Below are 15,442 nucleotides of genomic sequence, written 5' to 3'. Positions count from 1 at the left end.
GAACAATCGCCACTCACAGTGCGAGGTAGCATCAGCCTGAAAAGTAAAATTGTGCAATCGGCAGAAAATAGGATTGCAAAATATTACGGCTTCAGCGGCTGCCCATTTCATCACTGACTGACTAATACTGAGGAGTAACATCATGAAAATTCCAGGATTTGGTGGGGGTGCGGCAAATGCGAACAGAGTCGATCTGCCGTCGGCCACAATGCCCGGCAAAGCGGGAGGCACTCCGGCAGGTAAAGCTGATTTACCCGATCAGCCGGGTAAATCATCGTTATCTTTTCTTGATAATGCGAAAACCAACCCCCTCTCGTTTGCCAGTAACGCCTTTGGCGGCCTGAGCACGCTGGCTTCGCTGACCGGTTCAGGCGGCAGCCAGAACAACAGCCCGTCAAAAGGGGCCAGCTCGCCTGACGCTCTGGGCGGCGGTGGCTTACTGCAGCAGATTATGATGCTGACCGGCCTGCAACAGCTGCTGGGCGGGGGAAACAAAGCGCAGCAGCCGGCGGAAGCGACGACCCCGGCGCCGTCACAGGGCGCGAACAGTAGCAGCAATCCGCTTGAGCAGCTGATGCAGATGCTTCAGCAGTTGCTCCAGCAGATGATGGGGGCTGATAAAGGTAAAGGCGCAGAGAGCGGAGAATCCGGCGGTAATGCCCCACAGGCACTGGGTCAGGGCGCAACGGATAATGGAGGCCAGGGTGGCATGATGCAGAACCTGCTGTCGCTGTTGGGGCTCTCTTCATTGTTGCAGGGGCTGCTGGGCGGTGGCGAGGGGCAATCTTCCGGGAAAAATACGCAAAGCTGATGCAGGGGAAACTCTATGGTGATGAATATACCTGGCGCAGGCGGCATCACGCCTGCGTTTTCACCCGGCAGGCAACTGCCGGGTAATCTGCCCTTGCCCGCTTTCCAGTCCGGAGCTTCGCTGGCGGGTCCGGGGCGTGATCTTCCCGTCTCCTGGGCCAGTGCAGGCGGAACCCCGCTCGCGGGGCTGACCGATCCGACCTGCCAGTTAGATCAGCTGTTATCCCAGCTGGGTTCAGGGGCGCTGGTCGATCCGGCCGCCGCTGATGAAGGCGCGCTACCCACGGCGTTATTTGTCAGCGAAACAGCCGGTGAAGACGTTCCGCAGGCAGCGGGCGATGGCGTGCGGAGCAGTGAGAAGGACACCCGCGTCAGGCCGACAGAGGAGAACCTGACGGGCCGCCCGCCGGGGGATAACCGCAGCGCCGAACAGATCATTGATGAGAATCCGGTGCTGAAAAACCTCGGCAATCAGAAAGATATCAAGCGCGAGCAGCTTAAGGAGCGCTTCGGCGACTGGACGGATGCCAATAAGGATCCGAAAAGTCGTGCTGATGCAGCCTATAACATGGCCTGCGTGCTGAACAGCATCAAAGGTCTTAACGCCCGCGACGGCAGCGAGCGAAAGGAGATCTCAGCGAACGACAAGATTGAGGGCATCACCAGGGATGGCGACGCCCGCCACGGTACCGAGGCGGGTGTACTGAAGGATATCGCCGAGCAGGGGCTGAAGATGCTGCCGGAGAATAAACAGCTGCCAGAGACGAACGATACGCACGTGCGTCCGGATGGAACCAATAAAGATAACTTCCAGTGGGGGATGGGTGAGTTTGGCAAGATATTGTCGAACATCCCCATTCTGAAATCTGTTGCTGCGCCTTTCTTTAACAATATTGGTGAGGCGCGCAACGTGGGTGAAGTCTTTACCGGCGGCCTGAAAGGACTCGCCGAAGGCGGACTGAGTGCAGCACGAGGGCCGGTTGGCTGGGGCATTACGGCAGCCACCGATACCGTGCAGATTGCGATGGAGAATGCCGGCGGAAAAGGAAAGAACGAACCGCCACCGTTTGCCTGATCTCTGACAGCTGACGTTTGTCCCTGTAGCCGATACAGGGACTTTTTTTTGCTCAGGCCGGTAGCGTGGTCGCCATAACGCGCGCTTCCGGGGGGGGACAGGGCAGATGCGGGTTACGGCGGACGTGTGAGGCCGCACAATTCAGGCATAAAAAAGCCGCATCGCTGCGGCTTTCAGACGGGGGTATCAGGAAGGTTTTTTCGGTTCAGCGGCTTCTGCCGGAGCGGCGGCGGCTGCCGGAGCGGCCGGTTCTGCCGGACCTGCGGCTGGCCCGGCGGCGTCTGATGAGGCAGACAACGAGGTTAAGGCGTCTGACAGCGGGATCATCTCTTCGATACGCTCCTCCATGCTGGCTGTTTCTATGTTCAGCAACGCATCAAGGGCTGCCTTATCAGCCTCGGTATGCTCTTTCGGATCTGTCTTTATCGCTTCCGTCGAGGGGAACTCTTTCCACCAGGCATGAGTATCGCCCGTCTCGTGCATCTGTTGTGAGCGAGCTGGCGGGCTGTTTCTCAGCTCGCCGGAATAGCCCGACTGCACACTGCCGCTGTCCGACACCTCTGCTTCTGACGGCGTTGCGGTTCCGGTTCTTTCACCTGGCGCTGGCGTTCCGGCCGGAGATGCCGCCCTGGCATCCGCGTCTGAGGCTGGCATTGATTCATGCAGGCTCGCTCCGGCGCTGCCATCTGGCGCAGGCGAACCTTCAGGTGTTCCTGCGCCCGAAGCGGTATGGGCGTCACCGTCCGTGGTATCAGTGACGGCAGATGATGAAGAGCCTGTATTGCCTTCGTCATTCAGACCCAGTTTGTTTTTCACCGCTTTTTTCAGCTCATCATAGGCAATGGCGGCCGCCCCCTGTGAAAAATAGGCTGCCGCCGCCACCGGGATATAGGCCCCCTGACCTGCAAGTTCACGCACGGCGCGGTTAGCCGGATTTTTCATGACCTCCTCAATACTGCCCAGCCCTTTGGCCATAGACGATGCCATAGCCTCACTCGCGCCTCTTTTCGACATATTTGCCAGTCCCAGCCCGCCGCCCAACGCGAAGCCTTCGACCAGCTGAGAGAGCGCGACAAGATTCCGCACGGCACTGCCCCAGGTTTTTGGCGTCTTCGCATTGTTCATCAGAGCATCAAAACGGCCACCTTGCGCGCTATGCCCCTGCCCGCTGGCTAAGGCGTTATAACGTTCCTGCCAGTCAGTGCGGCCAAATAAGTACTCCGCATTATTCAGGCGGTCGAAACGGTTCTGCGCAACCCCACTTGCCGCCCCGGCACCGTAGGTTAAGGCCATACTGGCCATCTGACTGCCAAGATAAGCCGGTTTACCTGCACTCTTCAGGATACTCATGGGTTGCGCACCTGGCGCGTTTTCTGCGAGTGTCTGTGTACCCGCGGAGATCGCTGCGTTAATCGGGTTGCGCAGGTTATACCCTGTCCCTCCCAGCGCCGCCTGCTGTGTCTTATGCCCCAGCGTGTCGTGCCTTTTCATTACCTCCTGCATAAAGGGTTCGAGGTAATTTTCGTCAGCCTGCATCCACTTACCCTCTTTAAGGCTGTTATCGACAAGTTTAGAGACAACCGCCTTGAAGGCGACCGCCGTCAGTCCAGCGGTGAGACCTGTCACAAAATCGTGTGCTTTGGTGCCCGGCTCCAGATTGAGCTGATGTGCCAGCAACTTACCCGCCAGGTCACCGGGCACGCCGGAAAGTCCGTAAGCCAGCCCTATCGCAGACTCGGCGAGTGCCGATGTTCGTCTGTCACTGTCGCGGGCGTGTTTAAGCACATCGCTGACATTATCTGCAGTCTGCCCCATTTCATCATGTAGCGTGACAGCGACCCGCTGCATGTGTTCGTGCACGCCGTCGGCACTACTGGATTCATTTTTCAGGACCTGCTCAATACGCGCAATCTCCTGTAGCCGGTTTGCCGCGGCGGCATCAACGCCCGCCGCTGCGCCGGTCGACGCCGTCGTACGTGACCGCAGGGCGATCTCCTCATGTCCGGATGCAGGTGTGCGCCCGTGACTTCTGATTCCATCCATCATTCTCACTCCGCCAGGTTGTGCCGGTTACCAGCAACCGGTCAGTTGATGACTTGCGAAGTGAGTGACTCACCCCGCAACGTGAGAGTTGAGTGCGGCAGGCGCGAGTCCGGTTTCATACCTGAGCGACATTCTTAAGGTTTTGTGATGCACGTCATAAAACGCCCTGTCGGGACGCGGGAATGCGCGACGTCTCAGCCAGCAATAAACTGCGTTTCACACTGCCGGGCAATCTCCCACAGTCGGTTGCGAATCACCTGCTTAAGCTGCAACGTGGACTGCGACTGAGGCAGGTCGCGACGGCTGATCAGCATCACTTCAAACGGCAGGGGCTGGGCCACGGGCAGCAATTTCAGCTGGTCGGCATAGCGGCAGGCGGTGAAGAGATCCACGACGCCCACGCCGCCGCCCGCCAGCACCATATCCGCGATGACCGAGTAGGTTTTGATCGATAACGACACGGCAGGATTCAGTTTTTTATCGCGCAGCGCACGATGGAGCACGCGCCCTAAAGGGTCCTGGGCCTGCATCATCAGCAGATTGTTGTCGCATAACCACGCCAGCGTAACGGGGTCAGCCTGGGGATGATGACGTGGCAGCAGCGCCACCATGGAGGAGTGAAACAGGGGTTCAGCCAGCAGAGCCGCGTCGACCTGCTGACCGAAAACCAGGGCAAAATCGAGCTGATTCTCCAGGATCATCTGGCATAAGGTACTGAAGTGCTCGGTGACCAGTTCAACGCTGACAGAGGCCATCTGCTGTCGCCAGGTCACCAGGGCGGGAGCCATCACCATCTGACCAAATGCGTGAGCCGCCCCGACGCGCACTAACTGCCCTTCGCCGCGCCGCAGCTGTTCGGCGAGCTGAGTAATGGATTGCAGGCGCTGACAGAGTTCGTCGATTTCCGGCAGCAGGCGCCGCCCCTCTGCTGTCACGCTCATCCCCTGAATACGGCGTTCAAACAGCGCAAACCCCAGCTGCTGCTCAGCGTGATTCAGCACCCGGCTGATGTTCGGCTGCGACACATTCAGCAGGCGCGCCGCTGCGCTGATGCTGCCGGTCTGAACGATGGCCTGAAAGACCTCTATATGGCGGAGCCGCATAATTTTTACCCTGGATGGAATAGCGAATAAAGGCGCCTCCGCCAGGTGGCCTGATCAGGTCCGGGCGGAGGAGAGGCGAATCGTCTCCTCATGCAAAAACTGTACCGCATAGCCAGAGAAGAGGCAGTTACCCGCCTCACAGACAGGGTTACATCTACGGGGTAATGCCGCTACGACTGGGTCGTCGCCAGATAAGAGAAAGCACTGAGCAGGCTGATTAACGTCGCCATTTTCTCCGCCCGATAGCCGACGGTGACACCATCAAGACGCGTGACGCCGGGGATCAGACAGAACAGATCGGCCAGCACCGGTCTGCTGGCCTGCAGCCGCATCGCGTAGGGTGCCGTCAGGCGGGTCGTGCTCACCTGAGGCTGATGCTGCAATGCGGTGCGTGCCGCGGCAGCAATCGCACGCTGCGCGGCGTGAGGGCTGATCGATTCCGCGCAGGTGTGAGAAATGGCGCGTTTGACACAGACGTAATCGACCATCGGGTAGTGTTCCGCTATCCAGCCCTGCAGCTGATCGTCGCCCGTCACCAGCAGCAGTGGCGTGCCCTGCTCAGCCGCGGCGGCGGCGTAGATATCGGTCTCGCCCATCACCAGACCATTGATATGGATACGCCAGAATGCCCGGCCGTTGATGGTATGCGCCAGCACGCCGGGTTCACCCGCGGCGCTGTGATAGCCCACCAGAAATAAGCCATCGAACTGCTGCTGTTCAATGCCTTCCACCATCGACAGCCCGCGAGGTTTGCCCTGCACCAGCCGGGCGCGGGAATCGATATTTTCCGCCCGCAGGTTGGTCATCCGGGCATGGCTGTCTGCGACCACCACGTCCGTGGCGCCGCCCGCGAAAGCGCCCTCAATCGCAGCATTGACTTCCTGCTCCATCAGCCCCCGGGCCAGCTGGTACTCCGGGTTGCCTGGGGTACACTGCTCCGGGCACATGACGCCCGCAATGCCTTCGATATCGGCAGAGATAAAAATTTTCATGAGGTTAACCTGTCCAGTATCTGAGTCAGTGAGGGCCGATGATGACCCCGAAAGCCGGTCACGGCCTCCGCGCTCAACAGGGCGTCCAGTACAGCCTGTTCGGTGGCATCGGCCGCGGCGGCAAGTAGCGGCTCCAGCCGCTCCTCCTGTGGCGGTTGCGGCAGCGGTTGCGTTGAAAACGCCACCGCAATATCGCCCGAGCCGTGGCCCCAGTGGCTGCCCAGCCGTCCCAGGCCGGCACCGGCGCGCTTCGCGAGGCGCTTTAACTGTCGCGCCTCCAGCGGCGCATCCGTTGCCATGATGATGATGACAGAACCGGCATCGCGCTGCGGCGTGTGGCCTGGCAGCAGCGGCGCAATCATCTCACCGGCCCGCACGCCATCGAGCGTCAGGGCCTCCAGTGCGCCAAAATTGGCCAGCACCAGCACGCCAAGCGTGGCGCTGAGCGAGGGGATCAGCCGCGAGGCGGTGCCGATCCCCCCTTTCAGGCTGAAACAGCTCATGCCGCGTCCGGCCCCGACGCTGCCGCGTGCGAAGTCGGCTGAGGCGGTCTGCAGGGCCGTCTGCGCCATCGCCTCGCTGACAGCCAGTGCCTGAATATCGTTGAGCCAGCCATCGTTACACTCCAGCGCCAGAGGATTGACCGTCGGCAGCGTTCGCCCCAGCTCCGGGTTGCGACGGATGGCATCCCGTACCAGCGTGGTAAACAGCGTGCCGACCGCCAGCGTGTTGCTGAGCAGAATCGGCGTCTGCAGCACGCCAAGCTCCTCGATCTGAACCAGCCCGACCGGTTTGGCAAACCCGTTCAGGACCTCTGCCCCGCACGGCAGCGGCGTCAGAAACAGATTGTCGCCGGGCGGCACGATAGCGGTGACGCCTGTCTGCGTCTCGCCTGCATTCAGCGTAGAGTGGCCCACCCGCACGCCCGCCACATCGCTGATGCGATTAGTGGCTCCGCAGGCGCTGCGCGGCTGACCCAGCTGACGCGTCTCACGCCAGCGCTCCAGCAGCAGCGTGCGCTGCACATGTTGAAAATCCATCGTCAGCCCTTGAGTTTGGGATCGAGGGTGTCGCGCAGCGCATCCCCAAGCAGGTTAAAGGCCAGCACGGTCAGAAAGATCGCCAGCCCCGGAAAGACGCTCATATGCCAGGCCCCGGCCATCATCATGCTGCGGCTCATCGCCAGAATATTGCCCCATTCCGGCACGTCAGGTTCCGGGCCCAGTCCGATAAAGCTCAGGCCCGCCGCCGTAAGAATACTGGTGCCAATGCGCATGGTGAAATAGACAATCACGCTGGAGAGCGTGCCGGGCAGAATATGCCGCAGAATAATCACCCGGTCTGGCGCACCGGCGCAGCGCACCGCCTCAACATACGCCGCCTGTCGCAGTGAAAGCGTCGAAGCACGCACAATGCGGGCAAAGACCGGTACGCTGAACACCGCGACCGCGATGATGACATTGTTCAGGCCCGTTCCCAGCAGCGCCACCACCGCAATGGCCAGCAGCATGCCGGGAAAGGCGAACAGCACGTCGGCGCCGCGCATAATCAGCATATCGATCCAGCGGCCATAGTAGCCGGCCAGTAAACCCAGTATCACCCCGGCGATCATGCCCAGCGTGACCGACAGCACCCCGACATAGAGCGAGATGCGGGCGCCGTAAATAATCCGGCTCAGCAGGTCACGCCCCAGCTCGTCGGTCCCCATCCAGTGGGCGGCCGTCGGCGGCGACGATAACGCCATCCAGTCCGGTGCCATCGGGTCCCAGGGGGCCAGCCAGGGCGCAAAGAGGGCGACCACGATCAGCAGCAGCACAAATCCGCCCGACACCAGCGCCAGGGGATTACGCACAAAGGCGTGCAGGAAGTCGCGCCAGGGTGAACGAATGATCTGTGGCGGGTTTTCAGTCAGTGATGACGAACTCATCTCGGCTCCTGTCGCAAACGAATGGCCGGATTGACGACTGCATAGAGCAGATCGACCAGCAGGTTAATCACGATAAATTCAAACACGAACAGCATCACCAGCGCCTGAATGACCGGCTGGTCCTGCGCCTTGATCGACTCAATCAGTAACCAGCCCAGACCAGGCCAGTTGAAGACGCTCTCCACGACGATAGAGCCCCCCAGCAGAAAACCGAACTGCAGGCCCAGCATGGTGATCACCGGGATGAGTGCGTTGCGCATTACATGTTTCCACGTCACCAGCCGTTTTCGCAGCCCTTTCGCTTTTGCGGTGCGCACGTAATCTTCCTGCGCCACCTCAAGAAAGGCCGAGCGGGTAAAGCGCGCCATCACGGCCGCCACCGACGACCCCAGAGTGATGGCGGGCAGGACAATATCGCTGGCCCTGTTAAAGCCGCTGACCGAAAAGAGTCCAAAGGGCATCGCGACGAACTGGATCAGCAGCAGCCCCAGCCAGAAGGCGGGCATGGAGATGCCGCCGACGGCCACGCTCATCAATGTCCAGTCCTGCCATTTCCCCCGTTTCAGCGCCGCCAGAACCCCGAAGAGCAGGCCGAGGATCACGGACCAGGTAAATCCTGCGAGGGCGAGCCACAGGGTCGGCATGAATCCCTGCGCGATCACCTGCCGCACCGGTTGCTGCGTGCGGTAGGTGATGCCAAGATCGCCCTGCAGCAGGCTGCCGACCCAGTGGAGATACTGCTGCGGCAGCGGATCGTTCAGTCCGAGATGCTGACGTGCCGCCTCTACCGCCTCGATGGGCGCATCCGGTCCGGCATAGATGCGCGCCGGATCGCCCGGCAGCAGCTTGATAAAACCGAAAACCAGCAGCGAGACCACCAGCAAAACCGGGATCATCTCGAGCAATCGGCGAAGGATGTATGCAAACATGCGATTCCCTGAAACAGAGGTGCAACGGGCCTTTCCACGCCCTTCTCCCGCATGGGGTCAGGGGCGTGGAGGAAGAAATCGTCTTATTTAAAGGACGCCTGAGTGAATATGAAATTGCCATCAGGCAGCATTGAAACGCCGCTCAGGTTGCTGCGCTTGCCCACCAGGTTGTCTGGCGTGCCAAGAAAGGCTACCGGTGCCGCTTTCCATAACGCCGTCTGGGCCTGCGCATAGGCGATGCCACGCTTCGCCGCATCGGCCGTCACCAGCCCGGCGGCGATCGCTTTGTCCACTTCCGGGTTGCTGAAGTAGGAGACATTATAGGAGGTCGGCACCCAGGACTCGGTGGCAAACAGCGGGCGCAGCGCCCAGTCCGCATCGCCGGTAGAGGTCGACCAGCCGCCATAATAGAGGTCAAACTCCGCCATTTTCGGATCCTTTACGCCCCACAATTTTGCATTGCGCGTTCCCGAATCCATCGGGGTAACCGTGGCACGAATACCTACCGCGGCCAGCTGTGCCTTCAGCACCTGACCGGCTCGCACGGCGGCCGTGGCATTGGTGACCCAGAGCTTGAGATCCAGCCCCTGCGGATAGCCTGCCGCTTTCAGCAGGGCTTTGGCCTTATCGGGTGCATAGTGATAATCGGGATCCGTTTGTTTCTGATAGAACTGCACCCCTTCCGGCATAGCCGAGGTGGCCGGTTTGCCCAGACCGGCAAAGGCCACTTTCAGCCACAGATTACGGTCAATCGCATAGTTGATGGCCTGACGCACGCGAACATCCGCCAGCGGCTTGTGCTGCGTGTTCATCGCCATGTAATAGAGATAGATGCTCGGGTCGCGCTGCACCGTCAGGTGGCTGTCCTGTTGCACCGCCGCAATGAGGTCGGACGGCAGTGGCCAGATGGCATCCACCTGCCCCGATTTTAAAGCCGCAACGCGTGTCGCATCTTCCGGGCTTGGCGAGAAGATCACCTGGTCGACTTTCGGCCACCCCGCCTGCCAGTAACCCGCATACTTCGCCATCGTCACGGCTTTGCCCGGTTTCCAGTCGACAAATTTAAACGGACCGGTTCCCACCGGATGCAGCCTGAGCTGGGCTTCGTCCGGGTATTGCTTCAGGATTGCCGGGCTCCACATCACCGCCGAGGGGTGCGCCAGCGTGTTAATAAAAGCCCCGAACGACTGATTCAGGTCGATTCTGACCTGGTCGGGTGCCAGCACCGTCACCCTGTCGATCATTTTGTAGAGGCTGTTGCGCTTCAGCCCTTTTTTCTGGTCAGACAGACGATCGAGGTTGGCTTTGACGGCTTCCGCGTCAAAAGGGGTGCCATCCTGGAAGGTGACGCCCTTGCGCAGCGTCAGGGTAAATTCGGTCGCGCTCTCATTGGCGGTATAACCGGTCGCCAGCCAGGGTTGCAGCTTCATCTGCGGATCAAACTGGAACAGGCGTTCAAAGATACCGCTCTGTACGGAGTAGCTGATGTTATCCGAAGTGTCGTGCGGGTCCAGCCCCGTGATATCGGCATACATGGAGATACGCAGATCCTGCGCCTGCGCAGCAGAGACCAGCATCGTCGTCAGGGCGAAGGCGAGTGAGGTACGGCGAAAAATGGGTTTCATGAAATCTCCTGGTCGTTGAGGATTATCGCAATGCAATGCCGTCAGCGACCCAGTGCTGAGGCGCAACCTGTCGATAACGGGGCTTAGTGACCGTTTCGCCCACCTTACGTAACGGCGAAGGGATCTCGCTGTCATCGACAACGCGGGGCTGACGGTTCTCAGGATCGGCTACCGGCACGGAGGCCAGCAGACGCTGGGTATAGGGGTGCTGCGGGTGATTAAATACCGACTGGCGCGGTCCCAGCTCCACAATCTGGCCGAGGTACATCACCGCCACGCGATTCGCAATGCGCTCTACCACCGCCATATCGTGAGAGATGAAGATCCACGCCACGCCAGTCTGCTGCTGGAGGTCCATCATCAGATTGACCACCTGCGCCTGAATCGAGACGTCGAGGGCTGAGACCGCCTCGTCGGCGATAATGACTTTCGGCTTCAGTGCCATGGCGCGGGCGATGGCAATCCGCTGGCGCTGCCCGCCCGAAAATTCGTGCGGATAGCGACGCGCATGCTCCGGCAGCAGGCCGACGCTCTTCAGTAACGCATCGATCTGCGGCGAAGCCTCCTCCAGCGATTTCACGATGCCGTGCAGGAGCAACGGCTCGGCGATGGTAAAGCCCACGGTCAGGCGGGGATTCAGTGAGGCGTAGGGATCCTGAAAGACCATCTGAATTTCACGGCGGAGCGGCTGGAATGCCGCCTCTTTCAGGTCAGAGATCTCTCTTCCCTCAAAGTGAATGCTTTCGGCCTCACTGCTGATGAGCCGCATCAGTGCGCGTCCGGTGGTCGATTTGCCGCAGCCGCTTTCACCCACGATGGCCAGGGTTTCACCGGGCCACAGCGTGAAATCAATCTGCTCCACTGCATGCACATGGTGCGTCAGGCTCGATAAGATGCCGCTGCGGATCGGGTAATAGACTTTCAACCCGCGCACATCGAGCAGCGGCGCCACGTCGTAACGCGCGGTCTGCTGTTCGCGTTGCACCGCGTCGCGGGCACCCGGCAGAGGAAAACGTTGCGGCCAGTTGTGCTCCCGCATATCACCGAGTCTGGGCACGGCTGCCAGTAATGCTTTGGTATAAGCGTGCTGCGGAGCGGCAAAAATCTCAGAGACGGTGCCCTGCTCGATGACTTCGCCGCGCAGCATCACCACCACCCGATCGGCGATTTCTGCCACCACGCCCATATCATGAGTGATAAACAGCACCGCCATCTGTTTCTCGCGTTGCAGTTCCCGCAGGATGTGCAGAATACGCGCCTGCACGGTGACATCCAGCGCGGTGGTCGGCTCGTCGGCGATCAGGAGCTGCGGGTCACAGGCCAGCGCCTGCGCAATCATGACACGCTGCCGCATGCCGCCGGACAGCGAGTGCGGATAGCTCTTCATGACGCGATCCACATCGGCGATGCGCACCTGTCGCAGCAGTTCACGCACGCGCGCCTGCGCCTCTTTTCTGCTGCACTGCTGGTGATCGCGTAACGCTTCGGTCAGCTGATCATCAATGCGCAGCACCGGATTCAGCGAGGTCATGGGCTCCTGAAAGATCATCGCCATTTCACGGCCCCGTAACGCGCGACGCTGATTCTCATCCAGCGTTTCCAGCGCATGCACGTTTCCATTGCGATCGCGAAACTGCATGCTGCCGCGATCGACACGGCCGCCGCTTGCCAGTAAGCCCATCACCGCCAGCGACGTAACAGATTTACCGGAGCCGCTTTCACCCACCACGGCGACAATCTCACCCGGATTGATGGCAAAACTGATCCCCCTGAGAGCCTGATTTTCACCGCTGCGTCCCCGAAACGAGACGCTGAGATCCTGAATCGCCAGTACGGGAGAGGCAGAGGCTGTGCGCGCTGCAGAAGAGGTAAGTCGTGTGTCCGTCATCGTCGCCTCGCAAAGTTATAGCCAGATGCGGCCCTGGGAGTAGCTCAAAAAAGGAGAACTGTCGGCGGCCAGCCAGATGGGGCCATCCAGGTCGATGAACTCCGCATTGACCGCGACGGGTAAGGCGGCCTCCATCGCCAGTGACGAACCCAGCATGCAGCCAACCATAATGCGCATATTCTGCGCCCGGGCCGCCTCCACCATCGCCAGCGCTTCGGTCAGGCCCCCGCACTTGTCGAGTTTGATGTTGACCATCTCGTAACGATCGCGCAGTTCCGCAATATCCGCCCGCGTATGACAACTCTCATCGGCACAGACCGGGATGGGATGCTTAAAGCGTTGCAGGTCATGATCCTGCCCGGCGGGCAGCGGCTGCTCGACCATCGCGATGCTGAAGGCCTTCAGTGCCACCAGCAGGCTCTCCAGGTCCAGCCCCGACCAGGCTTCATTGGCATCGATAATGAGCGTGGCGCGCGGTGCCGCCGCACGGATCGCGGCGACCTTTTCCAGAACCGCATCGCGGTCGAGCTTAATCTTGAGCAGGATTGCCCCGCGAGAGACGGCCTCTGCCGCCGCGAGCGCCATATTTTCCTGCGTGTCGAGGCTGAGGGTTTCGGCCGTCACCACCGACGGTGGCTGAGGGCACTGGCTCTTCTGCCACAGCGTCTGATGCGTCCGTGCGGCGTCGAGTCGCCATAGCGCGCAGTCCAGCACGTTGCGCGCGGCGCCGGCGGGTAAGCGCTGTTGCAGATCGTCATGGCTCAGGCCCGCCTCCACGTCAGCACGCACGGCTTCAAGCATCGCCTGCACGCTTTCCGGCGTCTCACCGTAGCGGGCCGTCGGAGTGCATTCGCCCTGCCCGATGAACCCGTTTTGCTCCAGGGTGACCCGGATGACCGTCACGGCGGTCCGGGTTCCACGCGAGATGGCAAAGGGGCGCGCCAGCGGCAGCTCCACCACCTCAATCTGCAACGTTCTCATTTCAGCCACGCTCCTGAAGCAGCGCGGCGATCCCGTCGATACCAAAACGCACAGGATCGGTTGCCGGCAGGCCAAACTCAGCGGCGATTTCAGCGCAATACGCGAGCGCCTCTTCTTCGCTGTAATTTGAGGTGTTAATCGCAAAGCCTGCGAGCTGTACCGATTCACTGGTCACCTGCGCGGCGCGCAGATTGGCTTCAACGCATTCCTTCAGGCTGACCATCGGCTGGTGGGGCAAATGACGCATATGCGGGCGTCCCATTTCATGACACATGACCAGCCAGTGCGGTTGCGCACCGTGCATCAGCCCCATACTCACGCCCGCATAAGAGGGATGGAACAGTGAGCCCTGCCCTTCGACGATGTCCCAGTGGTCCGCGTCATTCGCGGGTGATAGCGCTTCAGCAGCGCCGGCAATAAAATCCGCGATGACCGCATCCACAGCAATGCCCTCACCCGCGACCAGAATGCCGGTCTGGCCCGTGGCGCGAAAATCGGCTTTCATCCCGCGTGCACGCATCGCCGCTTCCAGCGCCAGGGAGGTGTACATCTTGCCCACTGAGCAGTCCGTACCGACGGTCAGGATGCGCTTACCTGAACGCTTCTTGCCGCTGCCAACATTGAGCACCGGACGCATATGGCGCAGGTCAAACAGCGCAACGCCCGACGCCTGCGCAAGCGCGACCAGTTCCGGTTCGTCCACCAGACGGTGATGCAGACCACTGGCCACATTCATGCCTGCTTTGATGGCACTTTTAATGGTTTCCAGCCAGTGCGCAGGCAGATAGCCCCCTGCGTTGGCGGTACCCAGCACCAGGGTTTTTGCGCCACGCGCTTTGGCACCGGGAATATCCAGTTCATCCAGACCCAGACTGACTGTGCAGCCCGGCAGTTTGATTTCGCCAACGCACTGCTCCGGCCGCCAGATATGAATACCGCGCGCCGTTTTTGCCGCAAGGGGATCGGTCACATCGCCAAGAAAGAGTAAATAGGGTTGTGGAATTAGCATGTTGTCTCTCGTTTCAGCCAAAAGATCAGGTTCTGAAACCACTATTTCATGCGTTCTGAAAGGTGACGAATGCTTGTTTAGCAGGAGGGTATAACGGCAGGTTATAGTCAGAGGTAAGAGTGATGATACGGGGATTTTTCAGGGGGAAGTGAGCGTCAGAGGGACTCAAACCGGGAGGGGGTCATAGGAAAAGAAGATGTTTAGACAAGAAGGATGGCTTTATTATGAATTAGGGCAGAAGGCAAAAAGGCTTATCATGCCCTTGAACCAAAGGCCGTTGGAAAGTAAATCCATGACGACTGCCATATTCAATGTCAGTTCAAATTATCGAAATTTAAAAATAAAATATTACAGCCATTGACACACAAAGTTAATCACCTGCAACGTCAATAGTAAGGCGAGTTTAATTAATAAAAATAAAAAACGTCATCTCCATACATAGCCTTACAACTCGAAAGCACCCTAAAAATAATATATTAGCTATTAATTATAATTTTTATGCGCCCGCTATGTTAAACAGCATGACTACCATCGAAAGGCTTCATTTTTAGTAAAAAATCAAGCCGAAAAAAAACCACTGTATCTTTCCGGCCTGATTCGATTTTATTAGATTTCAATCTCATAAAGGTTATTTATGAAATCATCAAGATTCAATGCAACTAAATGCATATTTTGCATTCCCGGCACATCACCATCATCGGCTTCATTTTCATGATCCCAAAAATAAACCTCTGCTTTTTCGCCATTGATACCGATTAGAATAAGATTGCCGCCAGGGTCTTTAGCAATGGGAATGTAGTTTTTAGGAATGCGTTCTTTGTAAGTATTGAAGTAATTTATGAGACCTTCATTTTTTGAATCACTGACCTCTAGAAATTTATCAACACTTGACCCATCTTCACCGTCAGCAAAGTCAAATCCGTCAGGTTGAGGATATCCACCATTGTATTTCTTTAAAAACTCTCTATAACTATCAGGTAGCTTGATGCTTAACTGATTCTCCACATTAACTATATCCTGTTCGCTCACCATATTTTTTGAATCATGTATTTTTGTCATA

13 protein-coding genes are annotated in these 15,442 nt (G+C 58.9%); 2 read left to right on the top strand and 11 right to left on the bottom strand.

The genetic code is table 11. The features are described from left to right. The first annotated feature begins 142 nt into the window (after positions 1-142). Positions 143-811 (top strand): hypothetical protein, encoded by a 669-nt coding sequence (locus HFD97_RS03870; protein ID WP_167430968.1) that lies wholly within the window; start codon positions 143-145, stop codon positions 809-811. 15 nt (positions 812-826) lie between these two features. After that, the gene (locus HFD97_RS03865) at positions 827-1,885 is read left to right on the top strand and encodes a hypothetical protein (protein ID WP_167430969.1); all 1,059 of its coding nucleotides are present in this window, start codon (positions 827-829) and stop codon (positions 1,883-1,885) included. 186 nt (positions 1,886-2,071) lie between these two features. On the opposite strand, the gene HFD97_RS03860 is transcribed toward HFD97_RS03865, so the two are convergent. From HFD97_RS03860 to HFD97_RS03810, 11 genes are all read right to left on the bottom strand, one after another. Next, complete coding sequence (locus HFD97_RS03860) at positions 2,072-3,931, bottom strand: hypothetical protein (protein ID WP_167430970.1); 1,860 nt, start codon at positions 3,929-3,931, stop codon at positions 2,072-2,074. Positions 3,932-4,122: 191 nt separating this feature from the next. Further along, positions 4,123-5,031, bottom strand: coding sequence for a LysR family transcriptional regulator (locus HFD97_RS03855; protein WP_058956636.1), 909 nt, complete (start codon positions 5,029-5,031; stop codon positions 4,123-4,125). A 170-nt stretch (positions 5,032-5,201) separates the two neighbouring features. After that, the gene (locus HFD97_RS03850; RefSeq protein ID WP_167430971.1) at positions 5,202-6,023 is read right to left on the bottom strand and encodes a M55 family metallopeptidase; all 822 of its coding nucleotides are present in this window, start codon (positions 6,021-6,023) and stop codon (positions 5,202-5,204) included. Further along, positions 6,020-7,063 (bottom strand): P1 family peptidase, encoded by a 1,044-nt coding sequence (locus tag HFD97_RS03845; protein ID WP_167430972.1) that lies wholly within the window; start codon positions 7,061-7,063, stop codon positions 6,020-6,022. The genes HFD97_RS03850 and HFD97_RS03845 overlap by 4 nt, the downstream gene beginning before the upstream one ends. Before the next feature lie 2 nt (positions 7,064-7,065). After that, on the bottom strand, positions 7,066-7,950 hold the full coding sequence (locus tag HFD97_RS03840) for an ABC transporter permease subunit (RefSeq protein ID WP_046101680.1): 885 nt from the start codon (positions 7,948-7,950) through the stop codon (positions 7,066-7,068). Next, a complete protein-coding gene (locus tag HFD97_RS03835) occupies positions 7,947-8,879 on the bottom strand; it encodes an ABC transporter permease (protein WP_009090709.1) in 933 nt (310 codons plus the stop codon). Before HFD97_RS03835 ends, HFD97_RS03840 begins: the two co-directional genes overlap by 4 nt. Before the next feature lie 83 nt (positions 8,880-8,962). Next, a complete protein-coding gene (locus HFD97_RS03830; RefSeq protein WP_167430973.1) occupies positions 8,963-10,504 on the bottom strand; it encodes a glutathione ABC transporter substrate-binding protein in 1,542 nt (513 codons plus the stop codon). 22 nt (positions 10,505-10,526) lie between these two features. Beyond that, a complete protein-coding gene (locus HFD97_RS03825) occupies positions 10,527-12,392 on the bottom strand; it encodes an ABC transporter ATP-binding protein (protein WP_167430974.1) in 1,866 nt (621 codons plus the stop codon). 15 nt (positions 12,393-12,407) lie between these two features. Continuing rightward, positions 12,408-13,373 carry an N-acetyl-D-Glu racemase DgcA gene (gene dgcA, locus HFD97_RS03820; RefSeq protein ID WP_167430975.1) on the bottom strand — a complete coding sequence of 322 codons (966 nt, stop codon included), beginning with the start codon at positions 13,371-13,373 and terminating at the stop codon, positions 12,408-12,410. 1 nt (position 13,374) lies between these two features. Further along, positions 13,375-14,382 carry an N-acetyltransferase DgcN gene (gene dgcN, locus HFD97_RS03815; RefSeq protein WP_167430976.1) on the bottom strand — a complete coding sequence of 336 codons (1,008 nt, stop codon included), beginning with the start codon at positions 14,380-14,382 and terminating at the stop codon, positions 13,375-13,377. Positions 14,383-14,988: 606 nt separating this feature from the next. Next, positions 14,989-15,441, bottom strand: a complete 453-nt coding sequence (locus tag HFD97_RS03810; RefSeq protein WP_167430977.1) for an SMI1/KNR4 family protein — start codon at positions 15,439-15,441, stop codon at positions 14,989-14,991. Between the last annotated feature and the right edge of the window lies 1 nt (position 15,442).

The organism is Pantoea sp. EKM103V, from assembly GCF_011800365.1.
Taxonomy (GTDB): domain Bacteria; phylum Pseudomonadota; class Gammaproteobacteria; order Enterobacterales; family Enterobacteriaceae; genus Pantoea; species Pantoea anthophila.
The sequence above is the reverse complement of the archived record's forward strand: the minus strand, read 5'-3'. Positions and strand labels throughout refer to the sequence as shown.